Source organism: Nocardioides sp. URHA0032 (genome assembly GCF_000620645.1).
Lineage (GTDB): Bacteria > Actinomycetota > Actinomycetes > Propionibacteriales > Nocardioidaceae > Nocardioides.
Genome location: NZ_JIAV01000020.1, coordinates 227191 through 249298 on the forward strand (window position 1 = coordinate 227191; position 22108 = coordinate 249298).

Genomic DNA, 22108 nt, shown 5'->3' on the forward strand with positions numbered 1-22108 from the left:
TTGAAAGAATCCGACACATGAGCGGGAACCGCCGGATCGACCCCAGGGAGCGCGCGCACCTGCTGGACGCGAGCGGCTACACGCCGCCGATCCACCGGTTCGCCCCGTCACCGGACCTCGCGCCGCTGGTCCGGCGCTACTGGATGCCGGTCTGGTCGCTGCCCGAGGGGGTCACGTCCACGCAGCGGGTGCTGCAGTACCCCGTCTGCCTGGTCGTCGTGTCGCCCGAGTACGCCCTGCTCGTCGGGCCGAGCAGCGGCCTGTCGACGCAGGAGCTGAGCGGCACGGGCTGGGCGCTGGGCACCATGCTCCAGCCCGCGGCCGGACTCGCGCTGGCCAGCGGGCCCGTCGAGCGACTGACCGACCAGGCGGTCCCGCTGCCCGACGAGGACCTCGCCTGCCGGATCCGCGACGCTGTCGGGGACGACCCGGAGGACCCAGAGCGCCAGCAGGCCGGCGTCGCCGCCGTCGAGACGACGCTCCGGGCACTGCTCCCCGTCGACGAGGAGGGGCTGCTGGTCAACGCGATCGTCGAGTACGTCGAGGGCGACCCGGACGTGCAGCGCGTCGGTCAGGTCTGCGAGAAGTTCGCGATCACCGAGCGCACCCTGCAGCGGCTGACCGCGCGCCGGATCGGCCTGAGCCCGAAGTGGCTGATCCAGCGCCGCCGCCTCCACGAGGCCGCCGAGCGGCTCGCGCGCGACGAGCGACCGGACCTGGCCCGCGTCGCCGCCGACCTCGGGTACGCCGACCAGGCGCACTTCGGCCGCGACTTCCGCGCGGTCACCGGCCTCACCCCGGGCGCGTTCGCGGCGGAGCCGCGTTAGACCTCCACGACCAGGTCGGCACGGTCACGGGCCGCCTCGACGAGCCGCGCGTTGGCCTCGTCGACCCGGGCCACCCAGGCGCGGGCCTCGTCCGGCGCCTTGCCGAACTCGACGTGCCGCGCGATCAGCCGTTCGACGCGCAGCGCGTCATCGGTGACCAGGTGCCACACGACGTCGATGGCCTCGCGCACCGCGCGCCAGCGCGGCTCGTCGAGCAGCAGGTAGTTCCCCTCGGTCACCACGGTGCCGGCCGGCGGCACCCAGGTCGCACCGGCCAGCGGCTGCTCGAGGTCGCGCTCGAACACCGGAGCGACGACGTCCTCCTCGCCCGCGCGCACCCGCCGCAGCAGCGCGGCGTACCCGGGAGCGTCGAAGGTCTCCGGCGCGCCCTTGCGGTCCCGGAGCCCGCGGCGGACCAGCTCGACGTCGGCGTAGTGGAAGCCGTCCATCGGCACCACCGGCAGCCCGAGGGACGTGGCGACCGTCGACTTCCCGACACCGGGCGCCCCGGTGATGCCGAGCAGGCGGATGCCGGGCGGGACGTGCGGGGTCACCGCACCATGGTGGCAGCCTCGTCGACCGTCCCGGCGTAGCTCGCCATCTGGGCCGGCAGCACCGCGAGGACCTCGGTGGTGCGCGCCGCCCAGTCCCAGCGGATCAGCAGATGGTCGGTCGAGTCGGGCGGGACCAGGCTGATCAACGCCGAGTGGTCGTCCACGGCCAGCAGCTGGGAGAAGTCGACGCCGTCGACCGGGCTCATCCGCACACCGAGGAGCTCGCCGGAGTGCCGGTCGACGGCGGCGACAGCCGTCCTGCCCATGTAGGTCGTGCTGCCGACGTGATGGTTGAAGCCGGCCAGCTGGACGATGGCCCCGTCGCCGACCAGGGGGACGGTCCGCTGGGCTCCGGAGTCGCCTCCGACGGCGGGCGTCCCCGCCAGTCCGTCGAGACCCCAGGTCACCGCGGTGCCGTCGGGCAGCACCCGTGTGGACTGCTCGAGGTCGGTGTCCACCAGGGACCCCGTGTCCAGGTCGAGCTCCCGCATCGTCTCCCGCTCCTCGACCGTCACCAGCACGTGGTCGTCGCCGGCCCACGAGGTCGCCTTGTTCAGCCCCGGCACGTCGTACCGGTGCGACCGCCCGGTGGTCAGCTCGACCACCACCACGGCGCCAGGCTGGGCGAGCGCGAGCTCGGCGCCGTCGGCGCTCAGGCTGGTCGGCGTCAGCGGGTACCACTGGTACCCGCCGACATCGTGGGTCGGCACCAGGCCCTCGAGTCCAGCGAGCGCCAGCGGCCGTCGTCGCCGAGCACGTCGATGGTGGTCCACCGGGCATCTCCCGGACCCGCCGAGCTCGGGACCACGGCGAGCACCGCGCGGCCGACGGGATCCTCGGACAGCGGCACCGGGGCGGTGATCGCCAGCCGCGGCGCGCCGGCGGCGGCTGCGGTGTAGTCCGCGGACGTCCAGCGGGGACTGATCAGGGATCGGGGCACGGTGGCGTCGGCCACGGCCTCGGGCGACCGGGTCGGTGTGGTCACCGGCGGAGGCGTCGAGGTCTGGTGCCGGTCCCCGACCAGCGGGACCGCTGCGACCACGATCAGGGCCGCGGTCACCGTCGCGACGGCGGCCGCGGTGCGGCCCCGGCGTACCCGCGCCCGCGCCCGGTCCCAGGCGGCGTCGGCCACGCGGGTCTCCGGCAGCTCCATGGTCTCGGCGATCTCGGTCAGCCTCATGAGCGGTCCTCCGCGAGGTCGGCGAGCCCGGGGGCGTCGGCACGCAGCCGAGCCAGCGCCACCGAGCCGAGCTTCTTGACGGTGCCGACGGTCACCCCGAGCACGTCGGCGGTCTGGGTGGCGGTCAGGTCGTCGACGTACCGGAGCAGCACGACGGCTCGCTGCCGCGGGGTGAGCACGCCCAAGGCGTCGCGCAGCATCGCCGCCGCCTCTCCGGGTCCTGCCGTCCCGCGCTGGTCCGGCACCTCCGCGACCCGTCGTTCGCGCCGATGTCGCCGCCACCACGAGACGTGGTCGCGGTACATCACCCGCCGCACCCAGGCCTCCGGCTGCTGACCACCGAGGGTGTCCCAGCGCAGGGCGGCCTTCACGAGCGCCTCCTGGAGGAGGTCCTCGGCGAGGTACAGGTCGCCCGTGAGGAGGTACGCCGCGCGCAGGAGGCGCTGCTGCGACACCCGGGCCCAGGATTCGAACGACTCGCGGTCCGTCTCGCGCACGGCCACCTCCTCACCACTGGAACGCGCGGGACCCGGCAGAGGGTTGACGCGGTGCGCAAACCGTTTGGCCACGGCGTGGGGCCCGAACGTACTCTTGTGGACATATGACGAACGCTGAGCCTGACTTCAACCTCGACGACGAGCTCGAGGCGACCGACGACTGGGACTCCGAGGAGCTCGAGACGGACCTGTCCGACTCCTGGCCGGACGAGCCGGATCCCGAGGACGTCACCACCGGCGAGATGGACCTCGCCGAGCGCCACCAGCTGCGCCGCGTCGCGAGCCTGCGCACCGAGCTCGAGGACATCACCGAGGTCGAGTACCGCCAGCTCCGCCTGGAGCGCGTCGTGCTCGTCGGGGTGTGGACCGAGGGCACGGTCGAGGACGCCGAGAACTCCATGGCCGAGCTCGCGCTGCTCGCCGAGACCGCCGGCTCCGAGGTGCTCGACGCCATCTACCAGCGGCGCCAGTCGCCCGACCCCGCGACGTACGTCGGCCGGGGCAAGGTCGAGGGCATCGCCGAGATCGTGGCCGCGTCCGGCGCCGACACCGTGATCTGCGACGGGGAGCTCGCGCCCAGCCAGCTGAGGAACCTCGAGGACCGGCTCAAGGTCAAGGTCGTCGACCGGACCGCGCTGATCCTGGACATCTTCGCCCAGCACGCGAAGTCCGGCGAGGCCCAGGCCCAGACCGAGCTGGCCCAGCTCAACTACATGAAGCAGCGGCTCCGCGGCTGGGGTGGCAACCTCTCCCGGCAGGCCGGTGGCCGGGTCGCCGGCGGTGCCGGCATCGGTGGCCGTGGACCCGGTGAGACCAAGATCGAGACCGACCGGCGCCGGATCAACACCCGGATCGTGAAGCTCCGCCGCGAGCTGCGCGAGATGAAGGGGACCCGCGACACCAAGCGCCAGGAGCGCCGGCGCCACCACATCCCCAGCGTGTCCATCGCCGGCTACACGAACGCCGGCAAGTCCTCGCTCCTGAACCGGCTCACCGACGCCGGCGTGCTCGTCGAGGACGCGCTGTTCGCGACCCTCGACCCGACCACGCGGCGTACGACCACCGCCGACGGCCGGGTGTACACGATGAGCGACACCGTCGGCTTCGTCCGGCACCTCCCGCACCAGCTCGTGGAGGCGTTCCGCTCCACGCTGGAGGAGGTCGCCGACTCCGACCTGGTCCTGCACGTCGTCGACGGGTCGCACCCCGACCCGGAGGGCCAGCTCGTCGCGGTCCGCGAGGTGTTCGCCGAGATCGGCGCGGGAGACGTCCCCGAGCTGGTCGTGATCAACAAGGCCGACGCCGCCGACCCGATGGTCCTGGCCCGGCTCCGCCAGCGCGAGCCGCACTCGGTCGTCGTCTCGGCGAAGACCGGCGAGGGCATCGCCGAGGCCCTGCGGGTCATCGAGGGCGAGCTGCCCCGGCCCGACGTGGAGTTCAAGGCGCTGGTGCCCTACGAGCGCGGCGACCTGATCAACCGCCTGCACCAGCACGGCGAGATCGCCTCGATGGAGCACACCGGCGAGGGCACCGTCGTCGTCGGCCGCGCGAACGAGGACCTCGCCGGCGAGCTCGCCGCCTACGCGCTGGGCTAGGCAGCCGCCGGGACCTCGCCCCGGGCGGCCACCTCCTCGGCGCCGGCGATCCGTCGGCCCAGGATGCCGAACGCGAAGGCGATCGGCAGCACCACGCTGCCCATCGACGTCACCATCGGGATCAGGATCATCCCGGGGACGGCCAGCGTCAGCAGCGCGGCGGGCAGGCCCACGCCCCGGCGGAGCAGGACGATCCCCAGGAACGTCGAGCCGACCATGGTCAGCAGCACGAACGGGAGTGACGCCAGGAAGATCGGATCCATGAGCGCGTCGTCGACCGCGGTCCACTGGGTCCAGTACTCGAGCGCGACCGAGACGCAGGCCCCGACGTACGCCGTGAGCGTGAGCCGCCAGGCCCACTTCTCGACGCCGACCGGCCGGCGCCGGCGGCGTACGACGAACGCGCAGAGGGTGAACGCGACGAACACCGGCAGCCAGAGCTTCCCGTACGTCAGGTAGACCGTGTCGGGCGACGCCCAGCCCAGCAGGGGCGCGAAGATCTCGCGGGCGGGATCCGACCAGGCCCGCACGAGCCCGGACTCGAGGTCCTCCTTGCCGTCCGCGGTCTGGTGGCGCGCCATCGCGTGCAGCTGCCCCAGCACCAGCCCGAACCATGCCATCCACCACGCCACGCGCCCGATCCGGCGCTGGCTCTCGATCGACCCGAGCATCGTGTCCTCCTGTCGTCCGGCGCCCGGGCGGCGCCCTCGCTGACGACGCTAGGTAGGTCGCGCTGCCCGGTCGTCAACCCCGGTGCCGAACCGGGTGTCCACCCCAGGGTGGACGTCCCACGGCCGCGCCGGCCTTACGCTCGGTCCGTGGCTGTGCGCCTGCGCCTCGCGGACGTCCTCGTCCCTGCGATGCTCCTGCTGGTCGGGGGCGTCGAGCTGGTGCTCGCGCAGCCGGACGGCTGGGGGGTCGGGCTCCTGCTCGAGGGGCTGGCCGCGGCCGTGCTGGTCGCCCGTCGCCACGCGCCGCTGGTCGTCGGGACGACCGCCGCGGTGATCGTGCTCGCGATGCCCTGGGTCGGACCGGAGCTCGAGGACGTGGCCGCCCCGATCCTGTTCATCGCCGTGTGCGGCTACTCGTTCGCGCGCTGGATCCCAGGCCTGCGTGGGCTGCTCGGCATCGGCGTGATCCTCGCCGTGCTGCTGGCCGACTACCTGGTGGACCCGCGCGGCCACGACATCACCGACGTCGTGTTCGTCGCGGCCCTGGTGCTGCCGCCGTACGTCGTCGGCCGGATCACCCGGCGGCTGGCGGACCAGGCCCAGCAGCTGCGCGAGCAGCAGGCGGTGCTCACGGAGCTCGCGGTGCGCGACGAGCGGGATCGGATCGCCCGCGAGCTGCACGACGTGATCGCCCACTCGATCAGCGCCATGGTCGTCCAGGCGGCCGCGGCCGAGGACCTGGTGCGCACCGACCCGGAACGCGCCGCCGGGCTGCTCCGGTCAGTGACGGCGTGCGGCCGCAGGGCGCTCGACGAGACCGGGCGGCTGCTGCATCTGGTCCGCGACGACGCCGACGACGTTGACGAGCTCGGCCTGCACCCACCGCCGGGCGTCCGCGACCTCCCGGCGCTGGTGGAGTCGTTCCGCGCCGCGGGGCTGCAGGTGGACGCCGAGCTGGAGCCGCCGGACTCGCTCCCCGACGGCGTCGACCTCTCGGCGTACCGCATCGTCCAGGAGGCCCTGACCAACGCGGCCCGGCACGGTCGGGGCACGGTCCGGCTCGGCGTGGGAGTCGAGCGTGGGCAGCTCCGCGTGCGCTGTGTCAACCAGGTCGCCGCGGACGACGAGCCGGGCAGCGGTCTGGGGCTGCGCGGCATGGGGGAGAGGGTGGCGATGCTCCGCGGCACGCTGATCAGCGGCGTGACCGCCGAGGGATTCGTCGTCGACGTCCGGCTCCCGCTCGTCCCGGAGCCCGTGTGGTGACCCGGGTCGTCCTCGCCGACGACCAGGAGCTCGTCAGGTCCGGGCTCCAGGTCCTGCTCGAGGCGCGGGGTTGCGAGGTCGTCGCCGCGGTCGGTGACGGACGCTCCGCGGTCGAGGCGGTACGCCGCACGCTGCCCGACGTGGTGCTCATGGACATCCGGATGCCCGTGCTCGACGGGATCGCGGCGACGCGCGAGCTCTGTGCGACCGGGTCTCCGAGCCGGGTGATCGTGCTGACGACGTACGACCTCGACCGCTACGTGTACGAGGCGCTGAGCGCCGGCGCGTCCGGCTTCCTGCTCAAGGCGACCCCGCCGGACCGGCTCGTCCAGGGCATCCACACCGTGTGCGCTGGCGAGGCACTGCTCGCGCCGCAGCTCACGCGGCGGCTCATCGAGGAGTACCTGCGCCGGCCGCCGGCTGCCGAGTCACCCGCCCCGCTCGCCGGGCTCACCGACCGCGAGCGCGAGGTGCTGGTGCTGATGGCGCGCGGCCTGTCGAACGACGACATCGCCGCCGAGCTCGTCGTCGCGGTCGCCACGGTCAAGACGCACGTGAACCGGGTGCTCGCCAAGCTCGGCGCCGGGTCGCGGGTGCAGGCCGTGGTCGCGGCGTACGAGAGCGGACTGGTCCGCCCGGGCCTCGCCTAGCCCGGTTCAGCGTCCGCCGAGACGCTTGAGGTCGACCAGGACGTCGTCGAAGCGAAGGAGCACCGACAGGTGGCCCTGGTCCTCGAACAGGTGGGCCTCCGCGCCGGGGACGTGCGCGGCGAGCCACTCGCCGTGCGCGAACGGCACCATCGCGTCCTGACGCCCCTGCCAGATCGCCACCGGCACCCGGATGTCCGCGAGGTCGAAGCCCCAGGGCGCGACCGCCGCGATGCCGTCGTCCCGCACACCGGTGACACCCTGCGCGCCGGCGTGGTGGAAGAGCCGGGCCATCCAGTCGGTGAACGCCGGCGTCATCGCCGCCTGGTCGACCGGTGTGACCAGGCCACCCATCGCCTCGGCGAGCTCGTCGGCCGAGGCCTGCAGGATCGGCAGGAAGTTCTCGAGCAGGTACCGCTCGTAGACCTCCCGGCCCTGCTCGGCCGCGTGGTACTCGTCGTGGTTCTCCCCCGCCATGCCGTCGAACCAGTCGAGGCCCTCGCCGTGGTACGGCGCCACGCCCGCGATCGACGCCGCGGCCCGGCACCGCTGGGGCAGCAGCGCGGCGCAGGCCAGCGCGCGGGGGCCGCCGCCCGACCACCCGGCCGTCAGGAACTCGCCGATGCCGAGGTGGTCCAGCACGACGGTCGACTCCTCGACGTCGTCGACGTACGCCCCCGCCGCCGGGCGCGGCGTCGAGGCGCCGTACCCGGGCCGCGAGTAGGTCACGAACCGCAGCCCGAGGTCGTGGCAGGTCCGGTCGAACAGGTCGAACTCCGCGACCGCGGACGGCGAGCCGCCGTGGAACAGCAGCGGGAACCCGCCGGGGTCACCTGCCACCAGCACCTCGATGCTGCGACCGTCGGGACCGGGTACCTGCAGGCGCTCGCTCATTGCCCCAGCCTCACATTTCGTGCGCCGAGGTCACGGGTTGGCAACAACGCCGACGCCGCGGCCGGCGCGGCCGCACCATTGCTCTCGTGGTCCTCCGGGGGGTCGCGGGGCCGAGCCCGCACTGGTCAGCACGTCGACGCACCGTCACGGTCGCCGCGCTGGTGGCGTTCGTCCTCGCCTCGATCCTGGTCGTGCACGTCGCGGACCGGGCCGGCGCCGACGGCGACCGGTGTGACCGCTTCGAGTCCGACTCGCTGGCCCGGGCCGCGGCTGTCACCGGCTCCGGCCAGCGGGTGGTCGTGATCGGCGACTCGTGGTCGGCCGGCCTCGGCCTGGACCGGATCGCGTCCTCCTGGCCGTCCTGGCTGCCCGGCTCCGTGCACGTGGCCGGCTTCTCGGGCTCCGGCTTCAGCGAGCAGGCCGGCGACTGCCGCGACGTCTCCTTCGCCGACCGGGCCCCGGCCGCGCTCCGGGGCGGGGCCGACCTGGTCGTCGTCGAGGGCGGGCTCAACGACTACGACGTCCCGAACGCCGACATCCGCGCCGGGTTCGACCGCCTGATGGGCGAGCTGAAGGGCGACCGGGTGGTCATCGTCGGGCCGGCGAGCGCGCCGTCCCGCGCCACCGAGGTGCCGCGCGTCGACGCGCTGCTGGCCCGGCTGGCGGCGTCGCACGGCGTCGGCTACGTGCGTACGTCGGGCCTCACGCTGCCCTACCTCGACGACCGGCTGCACCTCACGCCCGCGGGCCACGAGCAGTTCGGCGACTTCGTCGCGGGGGAGCTCGCTGCGCTCACGGCCTAGGATCGCGCCGTGCGTCTATCCCTCGCGGGCCGCGCGGAGAACGCGATCCAGGCCCGCATCCTCGTCCAGCTGCGCGACGAGGGCCCGCTGTCGAAGGCCCAGCTCGCCGACCGCCTCCAGGTGTCCCGGACCACCGTCGCCGCCGAGGTCGCCCGGCTGGCCGAGATGGGGCTCGCCCAGGAGGCCGGACCGGCCGCGTCCCGGGGTGGCCGGCGCTCGACGCTGGTCGACCTGTCGCAGGAGATCCGCTTCGTCGGCATCTCGATCGGCGCGACCGGCCTGTCCGTCGGCGTGACCGACGGCCGGCTGTCCGTGCTCGCCACCCGTTTCAAGGCCTGCGACATCCGGCAGGGCCCCGAGGCGGTGCTCGCCGTCGCCCTGGCACTGGTCCGTGAGGTCCTGCACGAGGTCGGGGTCGACAAGCCGATGGGCGCCGGGATCGGCGTACCGGGCCCGGTCGACTTCCACCGCGGCGTCTCGGTGTCGCCGCCGATCATGCCCGGCTGGGACGGCTACCCGGTCCGGGACGCGGTCTCGCGGGAGCTCGGCTGCCCGGTCGTGCTCGACAACGACGTGAACGTGCTGGCCGTGGGGGAGCAGCACGCGGGCGTGGCCAAGGGCGCGCAGGACTTCCTGTTCGTGAAGATCGGCACCGGCATCGGGTGCGGCATCGTCATCGACGGTGAGCTCTACCGCGGCGTGAACGGCTGCGCCGGCGACATCGGTCACATCCGGGTCGAGGAGTTCGGGCCGACCTGCGCGTGCGGCAACTCCGGATGCCTGGAGGCGTTCTCGGGCGGCGCCGCGCTCGCCCGGGACGCCACGGCCGCCGCACGCAGCGGCCGCTCGCCCGCGCTGGCGGCGCTGCTGGAGGAGCGGAGCGAGCTGACCGCCGCCGACGTCGGCATCGCGGTCTCGCAGGGCGATGCCCAGGCGGTCCAGCTGATCCGCGACAGCGGCCGGCACATCGGCGAGGTGCTCGCCGGGCTGGTGTCGTTCTTCAACCCGGGCCTGATCGTGATCGGCGGCCGGGTCACCGGCCTCGGGCACGCGCTGCTGGCCGAGATCCGGGGTGTCACCTACCGGCGGTCGCTGCCGCTGGCGACCGGCAACCTGCCGATCGTGCTCTCCGAGCTCGGCGACGAGGGCGGCGTGATCGGCGCGGCCCGGCTCATCAGCGAGTCCGTCTACTCCCCGTAGCGGCGCCTCACCAGCAGACTTTCGCAGGTAACTTTCAAAAGTTTGCGCAGCAGTGTGGATTCTTTCGCCTGAACCCCTTGCAGATCCTCGGTCCGGGCGCCTACTTTGTGCGACGTCACAACAAACGGGGTGACGGTCGTCACGAGGGAGGTCGCCGGTGCGCAGCACCAAGCTCTCCCTCGTCCTGCGGCAGCTGCGCGACGGCGGCCCCCGCTCCCGGGCGCGGCTCGCCACCGACCTCGGCCTGACCCGGTCCTCGGCCTCGGCACTGGTCGGGGAGCTCGAGGAGCTCGGCCTGGTCCGCGCGGCCGGCGTCGAGCGCGGTGGCCTGGGCCGCCCGGGCACTGCCGTGGAGCTCGACGGCCACCGGGTCTGCGGCATCGGCGCCGAGATCAACGTGAACCACGTCGCCACCATGGCGCTCGACCTCGCCGGTGACGTCGTCGCCGAGCACCGGGCCCCGATCGACTCCACCAGGCTCGCCGTCTCGGCGGTGCTGGACCTGCTCGCCGAGCTGGTCGAGCAGACCGACGCCGACGTCCGTGCCGGGGGCGGGCAGACCGTCGGCTGCGTGGTCGGCGTCGCCGGGCTGCTCGACCGCACCCACGAGGTGCTGACGGTCGGCCCCAACCTGGGCTGGAAGGACGTCCCGGTCGGCGCGGAGCTCCGCGGCCGCCTCGGCGCGGCGTACCCGGTCACCATCGAGAACGAGGCCAACCTCGCGGCGGTCGCCGAGGCCGTCCCGGGCGACGCGTCCCGCCAGGACATCCTGGTGATCTTCGGCGAGGTCGGCATGGGCGGCGGCATCGTCGCCGGCGGCCGGCTGCTGCGCGGCCACCAGGGGTACGCCGGCGAGTTCGGCCACATGATCGTCGAGCCCGGCGGTCGCCGCTGCGGCTGCGGCCGGGTCGGCTGCTGGGAGACCGTCGCCGCGCTCCGGCCGCTGCTCGACGCCGCCGCCGACCCTGACGACCCGATCCGGGACCCCGCGCTCGCGCTCGACGAGCGGCTCGCGGAGATCAACCGGCGAGCCGACCTCGGCGACAACCGCACCCTGGCCGCGCTCGACCAGGTCGGCAGCTGGGTCGGCATCGGCGCCGCGATGCTGACCAACGCGCTCAACCCCGCGGCGATCGTGCTCAGCGGCTACTTCGCCGAGATCGGCCACCACATGCGCCCCGCGATCCAGGAGCAGCTCCTCGCCGGCGTGCTGGCACCGCAGGGCGGCGGCACCCGGGTGGAGTTCTCGACGCTCGGCTTCACCGCCGCGGTGCGCGGTGGCGCGACCGAGGCCCTCGAGTCCGTCTTCGACGACCCGACCACCGTGGCCCCGCGGCCCGACGTACTCCTGGGAGGAGCGCGATGAGTGTCCTGCTGCAGATGACGGGGATCGTCAAGGAGTTCCCCGGGGTCCGTGCCCTCGACGGCGTCGACCTCGACGTCCGCGCCGGGGAGGTGCACTGCCTGCTCGGGCAGAACGGCGCCGGCAAGTCGACGCTGATCAAGGTGCTCTCGGGCTTCCACCAGCCCGACGCCGGCACCATCACCTGGGAGGGCGAGCCGGCGCCGCTGTCCACGCCCGCCAAGGCGATCGAGCGCGGTGTGGGCACGATCTACCAGGAGCTCGACCTGGTGCCGCACCTCGACGTCGCCGAGAACATCTTCCTCGGCCACGAGGTGTCGGTCGGCGGCTTCACCCAGCGCGGCCGGGCGCACCAGCAGGCCCGCGAGCTGCTGGACCGGCTCGGCCATCCGGAGATCTCGCCGACCCGCGTCGTCGGCGACCTGTCCCCGGCGAAGCAGCAGATCGTCAGCATGGCCAGGGCGCTGTCGCGGGACACCCGGCTGCTGATCCTCGACGAGCCGTCCGCGGTCCTCGACCAGGGCGAGGTCGAGAACCTGTTCCGCGTCATCCACGACCTCACCAGGGACGGCGTGGCCGTCATCTACATCTCCCACCGGCTCGAGGAGATCCGTCAGATCGGCGACCGGATCACCGTCCTCAAGGACGGCCGCACCGTCGCCACCGGGCTCGCAGTCCAGGAGACCCCGACCGCGGAGCTGATCAGGCTGATGACCGGCCGCTCCATCGAGTACGTCTTCCCGCCCCGGCCCGACACCGCACTCGACCGTGGTGCCGCCGTCCTGGAGGTCCGGGACCTCGCTCTCGCCGGCGTGTTCACGGGGGTCGACCTCACCGTGCACGCCGGCGAGATCGTGGGGTTCGCCGGGCTCGTCGGCGCCGGGCGCTCCGAGATCATCGAGACCGTGTACGGCGCCCGCCGGGCCACCGGCGGCACCGTCACCGTCGACGGGAAGCGGCTGCGCCGCGGCTCCGTCGCCGCCGCGGTCAGGGCCGGCGTCGGGCTCGCCCCCGAGGAGCGCAAGAGCCAGGGCCTGCTGCTCGACCAGGCCGTGTACGCCAACATCACGGTCTCCTCGATGAGCCGCTTCGCCCGCCTCGGGTTCCTGGACCGGGGTGAGGAGCGGCGCCAGTCGCAGGAGCTGACCAGCAGTCTCGACGTACGCCCGGACGGGGTGACCCGGGCGGTCCGCACGCTGTCGGGCGGCAACCAGCAGAAGGTCGTGCTCGCCCGGTGGCTGATGCGCGACTGCCGGGTGCTGCTGCTCGACGAGCCCACCCGCGGCGTCGACGTCGGCGCGCGTTCCGAGATCTACCAGCTCATCCGGTCGCTGGCCGACCGCGGCGTCGCCGTCGTGGTCGTGTCCAGCGAGATCGAGGAGGTGCTCGGCCTGGCGGACCGGGTCCTCGTCGTCCGGGAGGGCGTGGTCGTCCACGAGTCCGCCGCCACCGCGATCGACGAGGCAGAAGTCCTCGACCTCGTCATGGAAGGAAAGGTTCCGGCATGAGCCAGGACAGTGTCCGCGTCGAGCGCGCCGCGCTAGAGACGAGCCGCGAGGAGAGCCGCTTCCGTGCGGTGATGAACAGCAGCGTCGGACGCAACTCCGGCCTCGTGATCGCGCTCCTGATCGTCTGCATCGTCGGGGCGGCGACCGCAGGCGACCGCTTCACCTCCACCGACAACGCGCTGACCATCCTGCGGCTCGCCGCCACGACCGGCGTGGTCAGCATCGGCATGACCTTCGTGATCATCGGCGGCGGCATCGACCTCTCCGTCGGCGCGATCGTCGCGCTGTCGTCGGTCTGGTGCACCACCATCGCCACCCAGCAGCTGGCCGAGGACACGCACTGGCTCTGGATGGTCGCGGTCGCGTTGCTCGTCGGGGCCGGCTGCGGACTGGTCAACGGGATCCTGATCGCCTACGGGAACGTCGTGGCGTTCATCGCCACGCTCGCGATGCTCGCCAGCGCTCGCGGTCTCGCGGAGATCATCAGCGACAAGAAGACCCAGATCCTCGGTGCGAACGGCATCGACGTCAAGGGGTTCAAGGACTTCTTCACCGCGGACATCCTCGGCGTCGACGTGCAGATCTGGCTGTTCGCGCTCGTCGCGGTCGCCGGGTGGGTCCTGCTCAACCGCACGACCTTCGGTCGGCGGACCGTCGCGGTCGGCGGCAACCCCGAGGCCGCCCGCCTCGCCGGCATCAACGTCAGGCGGCACACCGTCTACCTCTACGTGCTGATCGGCGTCTGCTGCGGCATCGCCGCCCTGATGCTGGTCGCCAAGACCACGACCGGCAGCTCGACGCACGGCACCGGCTACGAGCTCGACGCGATCGCGGCGGTCGTCATCGGCGGGACGCTGCTCACCGGCGGTCGCGGCACCATCGTCGGCACCGTCCTCGGCGTCCTGATCTTCTCGACGCTCTCGATCATCTTCACGCTCAACAACCGCTCCTTCTCGGAGCAGTCGCTCCTCAAGGGAGCCATCATCGTCGCCGCCGTGCTGCTCCAGCAGCGCCTGGCGTCTCGGAGCAGCACCTAGCAGCACGCCCGCACACCCCACCACCTCGGCACCACTCCTCTGCACGAAACAAGGAGCACCACCATGTCCCTGCGGTCCACCACCCGAAAGTCCAGGAAGGTCGCCGCCGGCCTGGTCGCCGGCATCGCGGTCCTCGCCCTGGCCGGCTGCACCAGCAACAGCGACGGCGGCGGCGACACCGCCGACACCTCCGGCGGCACGTCTGCCGCGACCGGCTCGAACGACGAGAGCGGCGACAAGGTCGTCATCGGCTTCTCCGCCCCGGCCGCCGACCACGGCTGGATGGGCTCGATCACCGAGTCCGCCAAGAAGGAGGCCGCGAAGTACGACGACGTCGAGCTCCGCGTCGCCGAGGGGACCAATGACGTCAACCTGCAGATCAGCCAGGTCGAGACGTTCATCAACGACAAGGTTGACGCGATCGTGCTGCTGCCGTTCGACGGCGCGGCGATGACCCCGGTGGCCCTGAAGGCCATGAAGGCGGGCATCCCGGTCATCAACGTCGACCGCGAGTTCGACGACCCGAACGCCGCGCGCGTCACGATCCTCGGTGACAACTACGGCATGGGCGTCTCGGCGGGCTCCTACATCTGCGACCAGGCCGACGGCAACAAGGACGCGATCGTCGCCGAGATCGCCGGCATCGACTCGCTGCCGCTGACGCAGGACCGCAGCCAGGGCTTCAAGGACGCGCTCGCCGAGTGCGGTCTCGACGTCGACAACCGCGTCGCCGCCGACTTCACCGTCGAGGGCGGGTCGGACGCCGCCGAGCAGCTCCTGCAGGCCGCACCGAAGATCGACTACCTGTGGAACCACGACGACGACCAGGGCGTCGGCGTCCTCGCCGCGATCGACAACGCCGGCCGCGACGAGTTCACGATGATCGGTGGCGCCGGCTCCAAGAACGCGATGGAGGCCATCAAGAGCGGCGACAGCGTCCTCAAGGCGACGGTCATCTACCCGTCGACCCAGGCCGCCGACGGCGTCAAGCTGGCCCGCCTCCTCGTGCAGGGCAAGTCCATGTCGGACCTGGTCGAGGTCGAGGTCCCGCGCAAGGTCCAGCTGTACGCCCCCGTGGTGACGGCGGACAACGTCGACCAGTTCATCGGATCCGCGTTCGAGTCCTGACCGACAGCGTGCCCGCCCCGGGACTCCGTCCCGGGGGCGGGCACCACCCTCTCTCCCGGGAGCTCGCATGACTGACCCGAGCAAGCCCCTGCGCGTCGCCATGGTGGGCCACGCGTTCATGGGCAACGCCCACTCGCAGGCGTGGCGCACGGCGCCGCACTTCTTCGACCTCCCGCTCCGGCCCGAGATGGCCGTGGTGGTCGGCCGCGACGCCGACCGGGCCGCCGAGGCGGCCACCCGGCTCGGCTGGGCCGAGAGCTCCACCGACTGGCGCGCGGTCATCGCCCGCGACGACATCGACCTGGTCGACGTCTGCACGCCGGGCGACACCCACGCCGAGATCGCGATCGCCGCGCTCCGCGCCGGCAAGCACGTGCTCTGTGAGAAGCCACTCGCGAACACCGTCGCCGAGGCCGAGCAGATGACCGCGGCCGCCCAGGAGGCGCACGCCCACGGCGTACGGACCATGGTCGGCTTCACCTACCGCCGCGTGCCCGCCATCGCGCTCGCCCGCCGGATGGTCGAGGAGGGCCGGATCGGCGAGGTCCGGCACGTCCGCGCGCAGTACCTCCAGGACTGGATCGCCGACCCGGACGCCCCGCTTTCCTGGCGGCTCGACAAGGCGAGAGCCGGCTCCGGCGCCCTCGGTGACATCGGGGCGCACGTCATCGACCTCGCGCAGTACGTCACCGGCGACCCGGTCGCCGAGGTCACCGCGCGGCTCGAGACCTTCGTCAAGGAGCGGCCGTACCCGGCCGGCGACACCGCGGGCGGCCTGGGCGGCGGAGGTGCCGCCACCGAGCGCGGCCCGGTCACCGTCGACGACGCGGCGACGTTCCTCGCGACGTTCCGCTCGGGGGCGATGGGCGTCTTCGAGGCGACCCGCTTCGCGACCGGCCGGAAGAACGCCATCCGCCTCGAGGTCAACGGCTCGCTCGGGAGCCTGGCCTTCGACTTCGAGGACATGAACGTCCTGGAGTACTTCGACGCCCGCGAGGACTCCGAGGTCGCCGCGTTCCGGCGCATCCTGGCCACCGATCCCGGGCACCCGTACGTCGCCGCCTGGTGGCCGCCGGGTCACGGGCTCGGCTACGAACACGGCTTCACCCACCAGGTCGTCGACCTGGTGGAGGCGATCGCGGCGGGCGGAGACCCCGCCCCGTCGTTCGCCGACGGCCTGCAGGTCCAGCGCGTGCTGGCCGCGGTCGAGACCAGCTCAGACACCCGCACCTGGCAGGAGATCCCCCAGCAATGACTTCGGCGACCTACGACCCGACCCCCGACGACAAGTTCAGCTTCGGACTCTGGACCGTGGGCTGGCAGGGCGTGGACGTGTTCGGCCCCGCGTCCCGCGAGCTGCTCGACCCGGTGGAGGCGACGTACCGGCTCGCCGAGCTCGGCGCGGCCGCGGTGACCTTCCACGACGACGACCTGCTGCCGGACGACAGCACCCGCGAGGCCACGCTCGACCGGTTCCAGAAGGCGCTCGCCGACACCGGCCTCCGCGTCGAGATGGTCACCACCAACACGTTCTCCGACCCGGTGTTCAAGGAGGGCGCGATCACGGCCAACAACCGCGAGGTGCGCCGCTACGCGCTGGCCAAGGTGCTGCGCAACATCGACCTCGCCGCCTCGCTGGGCGCCGAGACGTTCGTGATGTGGGGTGGCCGCGAGGGCGCCGAGCACGGGGGCAGCAAGAACGTGCCGGCCGCGATGGACCGGTTCCGCGACGCGCTCAACATCGTCTGCGCGTACGTCAAGGAGCAGGGCTACTCGATGCGGTTCGCGCTCGAGCCGAAGCCGAACGAGCCGCGCGGCGACATCCTGCTGCCGAGCATCGGACACGCGATCGCACTGATCTCCGAGCTCGACCACCCCGAGATGGTGGGCCTCAACCCCGAGGTCGGCCACGAGGAGATGGCGGGGCTGAACTTCGCGCACGGCATCAGCCAGGCGCTGTGGCACGGCAAGCTGTTCCACATCGACCTCAACGGCCAGCACGGGCCCCGATTCGACCAGGACCTCCGCTTCGGTGCGGGCAACCTGCGCGGGGCGTTCTGGACCGTCGACGCCATGCTCGGCGCCGGCACCGACCGGCGCTACGACGGCTACGTGCACTTCGACTACAAGCCCCCGCGGGCCGAGGCGATGGACGGGGTCTGGGAGTCCGCGCGGGCCTGCATGCGCAACTACCTGATCCTGCGCGACAAGGTGCAGGCGTTCCGCGCCGACCCGGAGGTCACCGCGGCGCTGGAGGCGGCCGGTGTCGGTGAGCTCGAGATCCCGACGGTCGCGGCCGGGGAGTCGCTCGACGACGTCCGCAACGCGACGTACGACCTGGAGACGCTGCGCGGCCGCAGTGTCGCCATGGAAGCCCTCGACCAGCTCGCGATGGAGCACCTGCTCGGCGTGCGCTGAGCCCGTCACCGAAGGAGAGTCAGATGCCACGACCGATCACGCTGTTCACGGGCCAGTGGGCCGACCTGCCGTTCGAGGAGGTCGCCCGGCTGGCCGCCGAGTGGGGGTACGACGGGCTCGAGATCGCCTGCTGGGGCGACCACCTGGACCCCTGGCAGGCCGCCGAGGACGACGGCTACGTGCAGGGCAAGCTCGACCTGCTGGAGAAGTACGGGCTGAGCGTCTACGCGATCTCCAACCACCTCAAGGGCCAGGCGGTCTGCGACGACCCGATCGACGCACGGCACGAGGCGATCCTGTCGGCGAAGGTGTGGGGCGACGGCGATCCCGAGGGCGTCCGGCAGCGGGCGGCCGAGGAGATGAAGATGACGGCACGCGCAGCGCAGCGGCTGGGGGTCAAGACCGTCATCGGGTTCACCGGGTCCTCGATCTGGAAGTACGTCGCGATGTTCCCGCCGGCCACCGAGGAGATGGTGGCCGCGGGCTACCGGGACTTCGCGGACCGGTGGAACCCGATCCTCGACGTCTTCGACGAGTGCGGGGTGCGGTTCGCCCACGAGGTCCACCCCTCCGAGATCGCCTACGACTACTGGACCACCAAGGCCGCCATGGAGGCGATCGGGCACCGGGAGGCGTTCGGCCTGAACTGGGACCCCTCGCACTTCGTGTGGCAGGACCTCGACCCGGTCGGCTTCCTCTGGGACTTCCAGGACCGGATCTACCACGTCGACTGCAAGGACGCGAAGCGGCAGACCGGCAACGGCCGCAACGGCCGCCTCGGCTCGCACCTGCCGTGGGCCGACCCGCGCCGCGGCTGGGACTTCGTGTCCACCGGGCACGGCGACGTCCCGTGGGAGCAGTGCTTCCGGATGCTCAACACCATCGGGTACGACGGGCCGATCTCGGTCGAGTGGGAGGACGCCGGCATGGACCGCCTCGTCGGTGCTCCCGAGGCGCTCGAGTTCGTCCGCCGGCTCGCCTTCGACGCCCCCGAGGCCGCCTTCGACGCAGCGTTCTCGACGAAGGACTGACCGCCCGCCCACCGGTGGCTGGGGATGGCGCCGCCGCCCTGTCCACGGGCGCGGCTAGGGTTTCCGGGTGCCTGAGACGCCGTCCGTGACCGAGCTGCTGAGCACCGCGGTGGCGGCGCTCGGCGGCCAGGAGCGCGCGGGACAGGTGGCGATGGCCGAGGCCGTGGCCGACGCGATGAAGAAGGGCGAGCACCTGCTCGTCCAGGCCGGCACCGGCACCGGCAAGTCACTCGCCTACCTGGTCCCGAGCCTGCTGCACGGCGACCGGGTGGTGGTCGCGACCGCGACGCTCGCCCTGCAGCACCAGCTCGTGGAGCGGGACCTGCCGCGGCTGGTCGAGGCGGTCAGTGAGAGTGGCGTCGACACGTCGTACGCCGTGCTCAAGGGCCGCTCCAACTACGCCTGCCTGCACCGGATCCGCGAGGGCGTGCCCGACGACCAGGGCGCGCTGGTCGAGCTGCCCGAGGGCTCGCTCGGCAAGAAGGTCCTCGAGCTGCGGTCGTGGGCCGAGCAGGAGTCCGAGGGCGGCGGCAGCGGCGAGCGCGACAACGCCCCGCGGCACACCGACAAGGAGTGGCGCCAGGTCAGCGTCAACCACCGCGAGTGCCTCGGTGCCGCGAAGTGCCCGTTCGGCCAGGAGTGCTTCGCCGAGCGCGCCAAGGAGAAGGCGCACCGCTCCCACCTGGTCGTCACCAACCACAGCCTGCTCGCGATCGACGCGATCGAGGGCGTGCCGATGATCCCCGAGTACGACGTCGTGGTGATCGACGAGGCGCACGAGCTGACCAGCCGGGTGACCCAGGCGGCGACCGACGAGCTGTGGGCCGCCGAGGTCGAGAGGGCGGCCCGGCGCAGCCAGCGGCACGTCGACGGCTCCGAGGCAGACGACCTCGCGGACGCGGCGGACGCGCTCCGCCAGGCGATCAACGAAGTGCGTCCGGGCCGGTTCGACCGGATCCCCCAGGACCTCGGCGACGCGTTGGTGCTGGTCCGCGACGCGGCCCGCGCGTGCCTGTCGGCCTACCCCAAGGGCAGCGACGACGCCGACGCCGGCAGGCAGCAGGCCAAGGGCGCCGTGCAGGAGGTGTTCGCGACCGCCGAGCGGATGGCCGCCGACCTCGACTCCGACGTGCTCTGGATGAGCGAGGGCACCGAGCGGATGCCGCCGCGGCTCTGCGTCGCGCCGCTCCAGGTCTGGGGGCCGATGCGGCAGAAGCTGCTGACCGACAAGACCGTGGTGTTCACCTCCGCGACGCTGCGGCTCGGCGGTGACTTCGGCACCGTGGCGACCAGCTTCGGGCTGCGGCCGGACGACCAGGAGATGCCGTGGCGCGGCCTCGACGTCGGCAGCCCGTTCGACTACGGCCGGCAGGCGATCCTGTACGTCGCCCGGCACCTGCCGCCGCCGGGGCGCGACGGCCTCGGCGCCGCCCAGCTCGACGAGATCGTCGACCTCGTGGACTCGGCGAACGGCCGCACCCTCGGCCTGTTCTCGAGCCGGCGCGCGGCCGAGGCGGCGGCGGTGGTCGTCCGCGAGCGGCTGCCGCACCTGACCACGCTCGCGCAGGGCGACGCGCAGCTGCCCGAGCTCGCGGCGCAGTTCGTCGGCGACCCGCACACCTGCCTGTTCGGCACCCTGTCGCTCTGGCAGGGCCTGGACGTCCCGGGCGACACCTGCCAGCTGGTGCTCATCGACCGGATCCCGTTCCCGCGCCCGGACGACCCGCTGCTCAGCGCGCGCCAGAAGGCCGCGGACGACGCCGGCGGCAACGGCTTCATGCAGGTCGCCGCGACGCACGCCGCGCTGCTGCTCGCGCAGGGCTCGGGCCGGCTGATCCGGACCCACACCGACCGCGGTGTGGTCGCCGTCCTGGACCCGCGGCTCGCGACCGCGCGGTACGGCGGGTTCCTCAAGGCCAGCCTGCCGCCGATGTGGACGACGACCGACCCGGGCGTCGCCCGTCAGGCGCTGGCGCGGCTCTCGGCCACCGCCCTGGACCTCAGCGCAGCGCCTTCGCCCGCACCCTGAGCGGCAGGTCGTCGTCGAGCGGCTTGCCCCGGCAGGAGTAGCCGGTGTCCGTACGCCGCCAGCAGTCGTAGTCGGTGCCGGCGTTCGCGAGGGTCACCTCGACGTACTTGACGCCGTGGCCGAAGTCGACGCTGGTGGTGGCGTTGCCGGCCGCGTCGAGCCGGATCGGCCCCGTGGTCGGCCGGCCGGAGGTGCGGTAGACGGTCGCCACCGCACCGGAGCCCCGGGTGGTCGCGGGCAGGTCGAGGCTGAGCCTCAGCGAGCTGGCCCGCATCCCGGGCGCGCGACTGAACCGCACCGTGCTCGCCGCGAGGTGGTCGACGCGCCGGGTCTTCCAGCCGGAGTCGCGGGCGCTGCCGGTGAGGGCGACCCGGCCGCCGAGGTTGCCCGTCGGGTAGTGGTTCGCGCGGCCCTCGTCGTACGACGTCCCCGGCCGGCGGTTCGCGTCGGCGAAGTCGGCCCACACGGCGCGGAGGCTGGTGCCGCGGTCGCCGAGGGCGCCCGAGACGGCCTGGATCGAGTACTGGTTCGGCCCGCCCTTGGCGCCGTCGGCCAGCCCCCACATGTCGCGGATGATCGTCGGGAGCCCGCCCTCGGCGTTCGCGTAGCGCTCGGTGAGGTAGCGGAAGAAGATCCAGTCGCCGTACTGCCGCACGCCGTAGTCCTCGAAGTGGTCCATCGAGCTGGCCGGCTGCGACAGCGGGCTCTCGGCGAGGTACTGGAGGTTGTCGTTGACGCCGTCGTAGAGCTCGTCCTCGGCCCAGGTCGCCGTCGCCTCCATGAACCACGCGTCCTCGTCGTAGTCGTACGCGAACTGGACGGCGTGGAAGAGCTCGTGCGCCGCGGTCACCTGGAGGTTCTCCAGCGGCGTGTGGCTCGGGAACTCGGCGTAGTCGTTGTCGAAGGCGCAGTACGCCGGCGCGTCGTACGGGCCCGGGTCCGTCGGCGTGCGGTCACTGTCGCAGTAGCCGTACAGCCCCTGGCTGCCGAGGTCCGCGAGGTAGATGTCGAGCAGCGCGTTCCCGCCCAGGCTGCCGTCCGGCTCGGGCGCGCGGTAGCCGGCGGCGGCGTACGCCTTCAGCACCGACTGGGCGGTGCGGGCGACCTTGTCGACGTAGGTCTGGGTCGAGCGCTCGGGGCCGGAGGAGTACCAGTGCACGCAGACGGTCGTGAAGCACTCGGACTGGCCGCCGCCGGGCCGCTGCAGCAGCGCGTCGGCCCGGGCCCGGTCGGTCGCGCCGAGCTCGTCGCGGTGGGTCCGCAGGTCGCGCAGTACCAGGGTCTGGTCACGGCTGCCGTCCGGGTGCTCCGCCGCCGCGAGCGCCCGTGCGGCGAGCGGGCTGCTCAGCAGCCGGTGGACCGGAGCGACCGGGTCGGGCTCACCGGCGTACGCCGGGGCGGCGACCAGGGGGAGGAGGGGGAGCGTGGCGGCGACCAGGACGGCGAGGGGGCGTCGGAGCACT

At 72.9% G+C, this 22108-nt stretch carries 21 protein-coding genes; 14 read left to right on the forward strand and 7 right to left on the reverse strand.

The window, feature by feature from the left end; all coding sequences use genetic code 11:
* Nucleotides 1-17: 17 nt before the first annotated feature.
* Entirely contained in the window at nucleotides 18-827 is an 810-nt protein-coding gene (locus N538_RS0111550) for a helix-turn-helix domain-containing protein (protein ID WP_028637442.1), read from the forward strand.
* Here the strand turns inward: N538_RS0111550 and N538_RS0111555 are convergent.
* The 4 genes from N538_RS0111555 to N538_RS0111570 are packed head-to-tail and all read right to left on the reverse strand — an operon-like array spanning nucleotide 824 to nucleotide 3058.
* A complete protein-coding gene (locus N538_RS0111555; RefSeq protein ID WP_028637443.1) occupies nucleotides 824-1381 on the reverse strand; it encodes a nucleoside/nucleotide kinase family protein in 558 nt (185 codons plus the stop codon). The two genes, N538_RS0111550 and N538_RS0111555, sit on opposite strands and share 4 nt — an antisense overlap.
* Nucleotides 1378-2091 carry a hypothetical protein gene (locus tag N538_RS0111560; protein WP_028637444.1) on the reverse strand — a complete coding sequence of 238 codons (714 nt, stop codon included), beginning with the start codon at nucleotides 2089-2091 and terminating at the stop codon, nucleotides 1378-1380. The genes N538_RS0111555 and N538_RS0111560 overlap by 4 nt, the downstream gene beginning before the upstream one ends.
* Nucleotides 2049-2561: a hypothetical protein gene (locus N538_RS0111565; RefSeq protein ID WP_028637445.1), complete on the reverse strand. Its 513-nt coding sequence runs from the start codon at nucleotides 2559-2561 to the stop codon at nucleotides 2049-2051. The genes N538_RS0111560 and N538_RS0111565 overlap by 43 nt, the downstream gene beginning before the upstream one ends.
* Nucleotides 2558-3058: a SigE family RNA polymerase sigma factor gene (locus N538_RS0111570; RefSeq protein WP_036570186.1), complete on the reverse strand. Its 501-nt coding sequence runs from the start codon at nucleotides 3056-3058 to the stop codon at nucleotides 2558-2560. Before N538_RS0111570 ends, N538_RS0111565 begins: the two co-directional genes overlap by 4 nt.
* 104 nt (nucleotides 3059-3162) lie before the next feature.
* Between N538_RS0111570 and hflX the strand changes: the two genes are divergently transcribed.
* Nucleotides 3163-4653, forward strand: coding sequence for a GTPase HflX (hflX, locus tag N538_RS0111575; RefSeq protein ID WP_028637447.1), 1491 nt, complete (start codon nucleotides 3163-3165; stop codon nucleotides 4651-4653).
* On the opposite strand, the gene N538_RS0111580 is transcribed toward hflX, so the two are convergent.
* Nucleotides 4650-5324, reverse strand: coding sequence for a hypothetical protein (locus N538_RS0111580; protein WP_028637448.1), 675 nt, complete (start codon nucleotides 5322-5324; stop codon nucleotides 4650-4652). The genes hflX and N538_RS0111580 overlap by 4 nt on opposite strands.
* Nucleotides 5325-5471: 147 nt before the next feature.
* Here N538_RS0111580 and N538_RS27405 point away from each other — a divergent pair, with 147 nt between their 5' ends.
* Nucleotides 5472-6587 carry a sensor histidine kinase gene (locus N538_RS27405; RefSeq protein ID WP_051549203.1) on the forward strand — a complete coding sequence of 372 codons (1116 nt, stop codon included), beginning with the start codon at nucleotides 5472-5474 and terminating at the stop codon, nucleotides 6585-6587.
* A complete protein-coding gene (locus N538_RS0111590; RefSeq protein ID WP_028637449.1) occupies nucleotides 6584-7237 on the forward strand; it encodes a response regulator in 654 nt (217 codons plus the stop codon). Before N538_RS27405 ends, N538_RS0111590 begins: the two co-directional genes overlap by 4 nt.
* Nucleotides 7238-7243: 6 nt before the next feature.
* Here the strand turns inward: N538_RS0111590 and N538_RS0111595 are convergent, their stop codons facing one another.
* A complete protein-coding gene (locus N538_RS0111595) occupies nucleotides 7244-8128 on the reverse strand; it encodes an alpha/beta fold hydrolase (RefSeq protein ID WP_028637450.1) in 885 nt (294 codons plus the stop codon).
* An 86-nt stretch (nucleotides 8129-8214) separates the two neighbouring features.
* Between N538_RS0111595 and N538_RS0111600 the strand changes: the two genes are divergently transcribed.
* From N538_RS0111600 to N538_RS0111645, 10 genes are all read left to right on the forward strand, one after another.
* Nucleotides 8215-8931, forward strand: coding sequence for an SGNH/GDSL hydrolase family protein (locus N538_RS0111600; RefSeq protein ID WP_028637451.1), 717 nt, complete (start codon nucleotides 8215-8217; stop codon nucleotides 8929-8931).
* Between the two features lie 9 nt (nucleotides 8932-8940).
* The gene (locus N538_RS0111605) at nucleotides 8941-10131 is read left to right on the forward strand and encodes an ROK family transcriptional regulator (protein WP_028637452.1); all 1191 of its coding nucleotides are present in this window, start codon (nucleotides 8941-8943) and stop codon (nucleotides 10129-10131) included.
* Nucleotides 10132-10288: 157 nt separating this feature from the next.
* Nucleotides 10289-11497 (forward strand): ROK family transcriptional regulator, encoded by a 1209-nt coding sequence (locus N538_RS25010; RefSeq protein ID WP_051549204.1) that lies wholly within the window; start codon nucleotides 10289-10291, stop codon nucleotides 11495-11497.
* Entirely contained in the window at nucleotides 11494-13002 is a 1509-nt protein-coding gene (locus N538_RS0111615) for a sugar ABC transporter ATP-binding protein (RefSeq protein ID WP_197025312.1), read from the forward strand. Before N538_RS25010 ends, N538_RS0111615 begins: the two co-directional genes overlap by 4 nt.
* Entirely contained in the window at nucleotides 12999-14039 is a 1041-nt protein-coding gene (locus tag N538_RS25015; protein WP_036570188.1) for an ABC transporter permease, read from the forward strand. The genes N538_RS0111615 and N538_RS25015 overlap by 4 nt, the downstream gene beginning before the upstream one ends.
* Before the next feature lie 63 nt (nucleotides 14040-14102).
* Complete coding sequence (locus N538_RS0111625; RefSeq protein WP_028637454.1) at nucleotides 14103-15167, forward strand: substrate-binding domain-containing protein; 1065 nt, start codon at nucleotides 14103-14105, stop codon at nucleotides 15165-15167.
* Between the two features lie 67 nt (nucleotides 15168-15234).
* The gene (locus N538_RS0111630; protein WP_028637455.1) at nucleotides 15235-16422 is read left to right on the forward strand and encodes a Gfo/Idh/MocA family protein; all 1188 of its coding nucleotides are present in this window, start codon (nucleotides 15235-15237) and stop codon (nucleotides 16420-16422) included.
* Nucleotides 16419-17585 carry a xylose isomerase gene (xylA, locus tag N538_RS0111635; protein WP_028637456.1) on the forward strand — a complete coding sequence of 389 codons (1167 nt, stop codon included), beginning with the start codon at nucleotides 16419-16421 and terminating at the stop codon, nucleotides 17583-17585. The genes N538_RS0111630 and xylA overlap by 4 nt, the downstream gene beginning before the upstream one ends.
* Before the next feature lie 23 nt (nucleotides 17586-17608).
* Nucleotides 17609-18616 (forward strand): sugar phosphate isomerase/epimerase family protein, encoded by a 1008-nt coding sequence (locus N538_RS0111640; RefSeq protein ID WP_028637457.1) that lies wholly within the window; start codon nucleotides 17609-17611, stop codon nucleotides 18614-18616.
* A gap of 67 nt (nucleotides 18617-18683) precedes the next feature.
* Nucleotides 18684-20645 (forward strand): ATP-dependent DNA helicase, encoded by a 1962-nt coding sequence (locus N538_RS0111645; protein ID WP_028637458.1) that lies wholly within the window; start codon nucleotides 18684-18686, stop codon nucleotides 20643-20645.
* Here N538_RS0111645 and N538_RS0111650 read toward each other — a convergent pair.
* Nucleotides 20617-22107: an MXAN_6640 family putative metalloprotease gene (locus N538_RS0111650; RefSeq protein WP_028637459.1), complete on the reverse strand. Its 1491-nt coding sequence runs from the start codon at nucleotides 22105-22107 to the stop codon at nucleotides 20617-20619. The genes N538_RS0111645 and N538_RS0111650 overlap by 29 nt on opposite strands.
* Between the last annotated feature and the right edge of the window lies 1 nt (nucleotide 22108).

Bases quoted from the DNA above. Each gene is read 5' to 3' on its own strand.
- xylA (WP_028637456.1), top strand. From the start codon at position 16,419: ATGACTTCGGCGACCTACGACCCGACCCCCGACGACAAGTTCAGCTTC.
- N538_RS0111630 (WP_028637455.1), top strand. From the start codon at position 15,235: ATGACTGACCCGAGCAAGCCCCTGCGCGTCGCCATGGTGGGCCACGCG.
- N538_RS0111565 (WP_028637445.1), bottom strand. From the start codon at position 2,561: ATGAGGCTGACCGAGATCGCCGAGACCATGGAGCTGCCGGAGACCCGC.
- N538_RS0111625 (WP_028637454.1), top strand. From the start codon at position 14,103: ATGTCCCTGCGGTCCACCACCCGAAAGTCCAGGAAGGTCGCCGCCGGC.
- N538_RS0111640 (WP_028637457.1), top strand. From the start codon at position 17,609: ATGCCACGACCGATCACGCTGTTCACGGGCCAGTGGGCCGACCTGCCG.
- N538_RS25015 (WP_036570188.1), top strand. From the start codon at position 12,999: ATGAGCCAGGACAGTGTCCGCGTCGAGCGCGCCGCGCTAGAGACGAGC.
- N538_RS0111550 (WP_028637442.1), top strand. From the start codon at position 18: ATGAGCGGGAACCGCCGGATCGACCCCAGGGAGCGCGCGCACCTGCTG.
- hflX (WP_028637447.1), top strand. From the start codon at position 3,163: ATGACGAACGCTGAGCCTGACTTCAACCTCGACGACGAGCTCGAGGCG.
- N538_RS0111580 (WP_028637448.1), bottom strand. From the start codon at position 5,324: ATGCTCGGGTCGATCGAGAGCCAGCGCCGGATCGGGCGCGTGGCGTGG.
- N538_RS0111615 (WP_197025312.1), top strand. From the start codon at position 11,494: ATGAGTGTCCTGCTGCAGATGACGGGGATCGTCAAGGAGTTCCCCGGG.
- N538_RS0111595 (WP_028637450.1), bottom strand. From the start codon at position 8,128: ATGAGCGAGCGCCTGCAGGTACCCGGTCCCGACGGTCGCAGCATCGAG.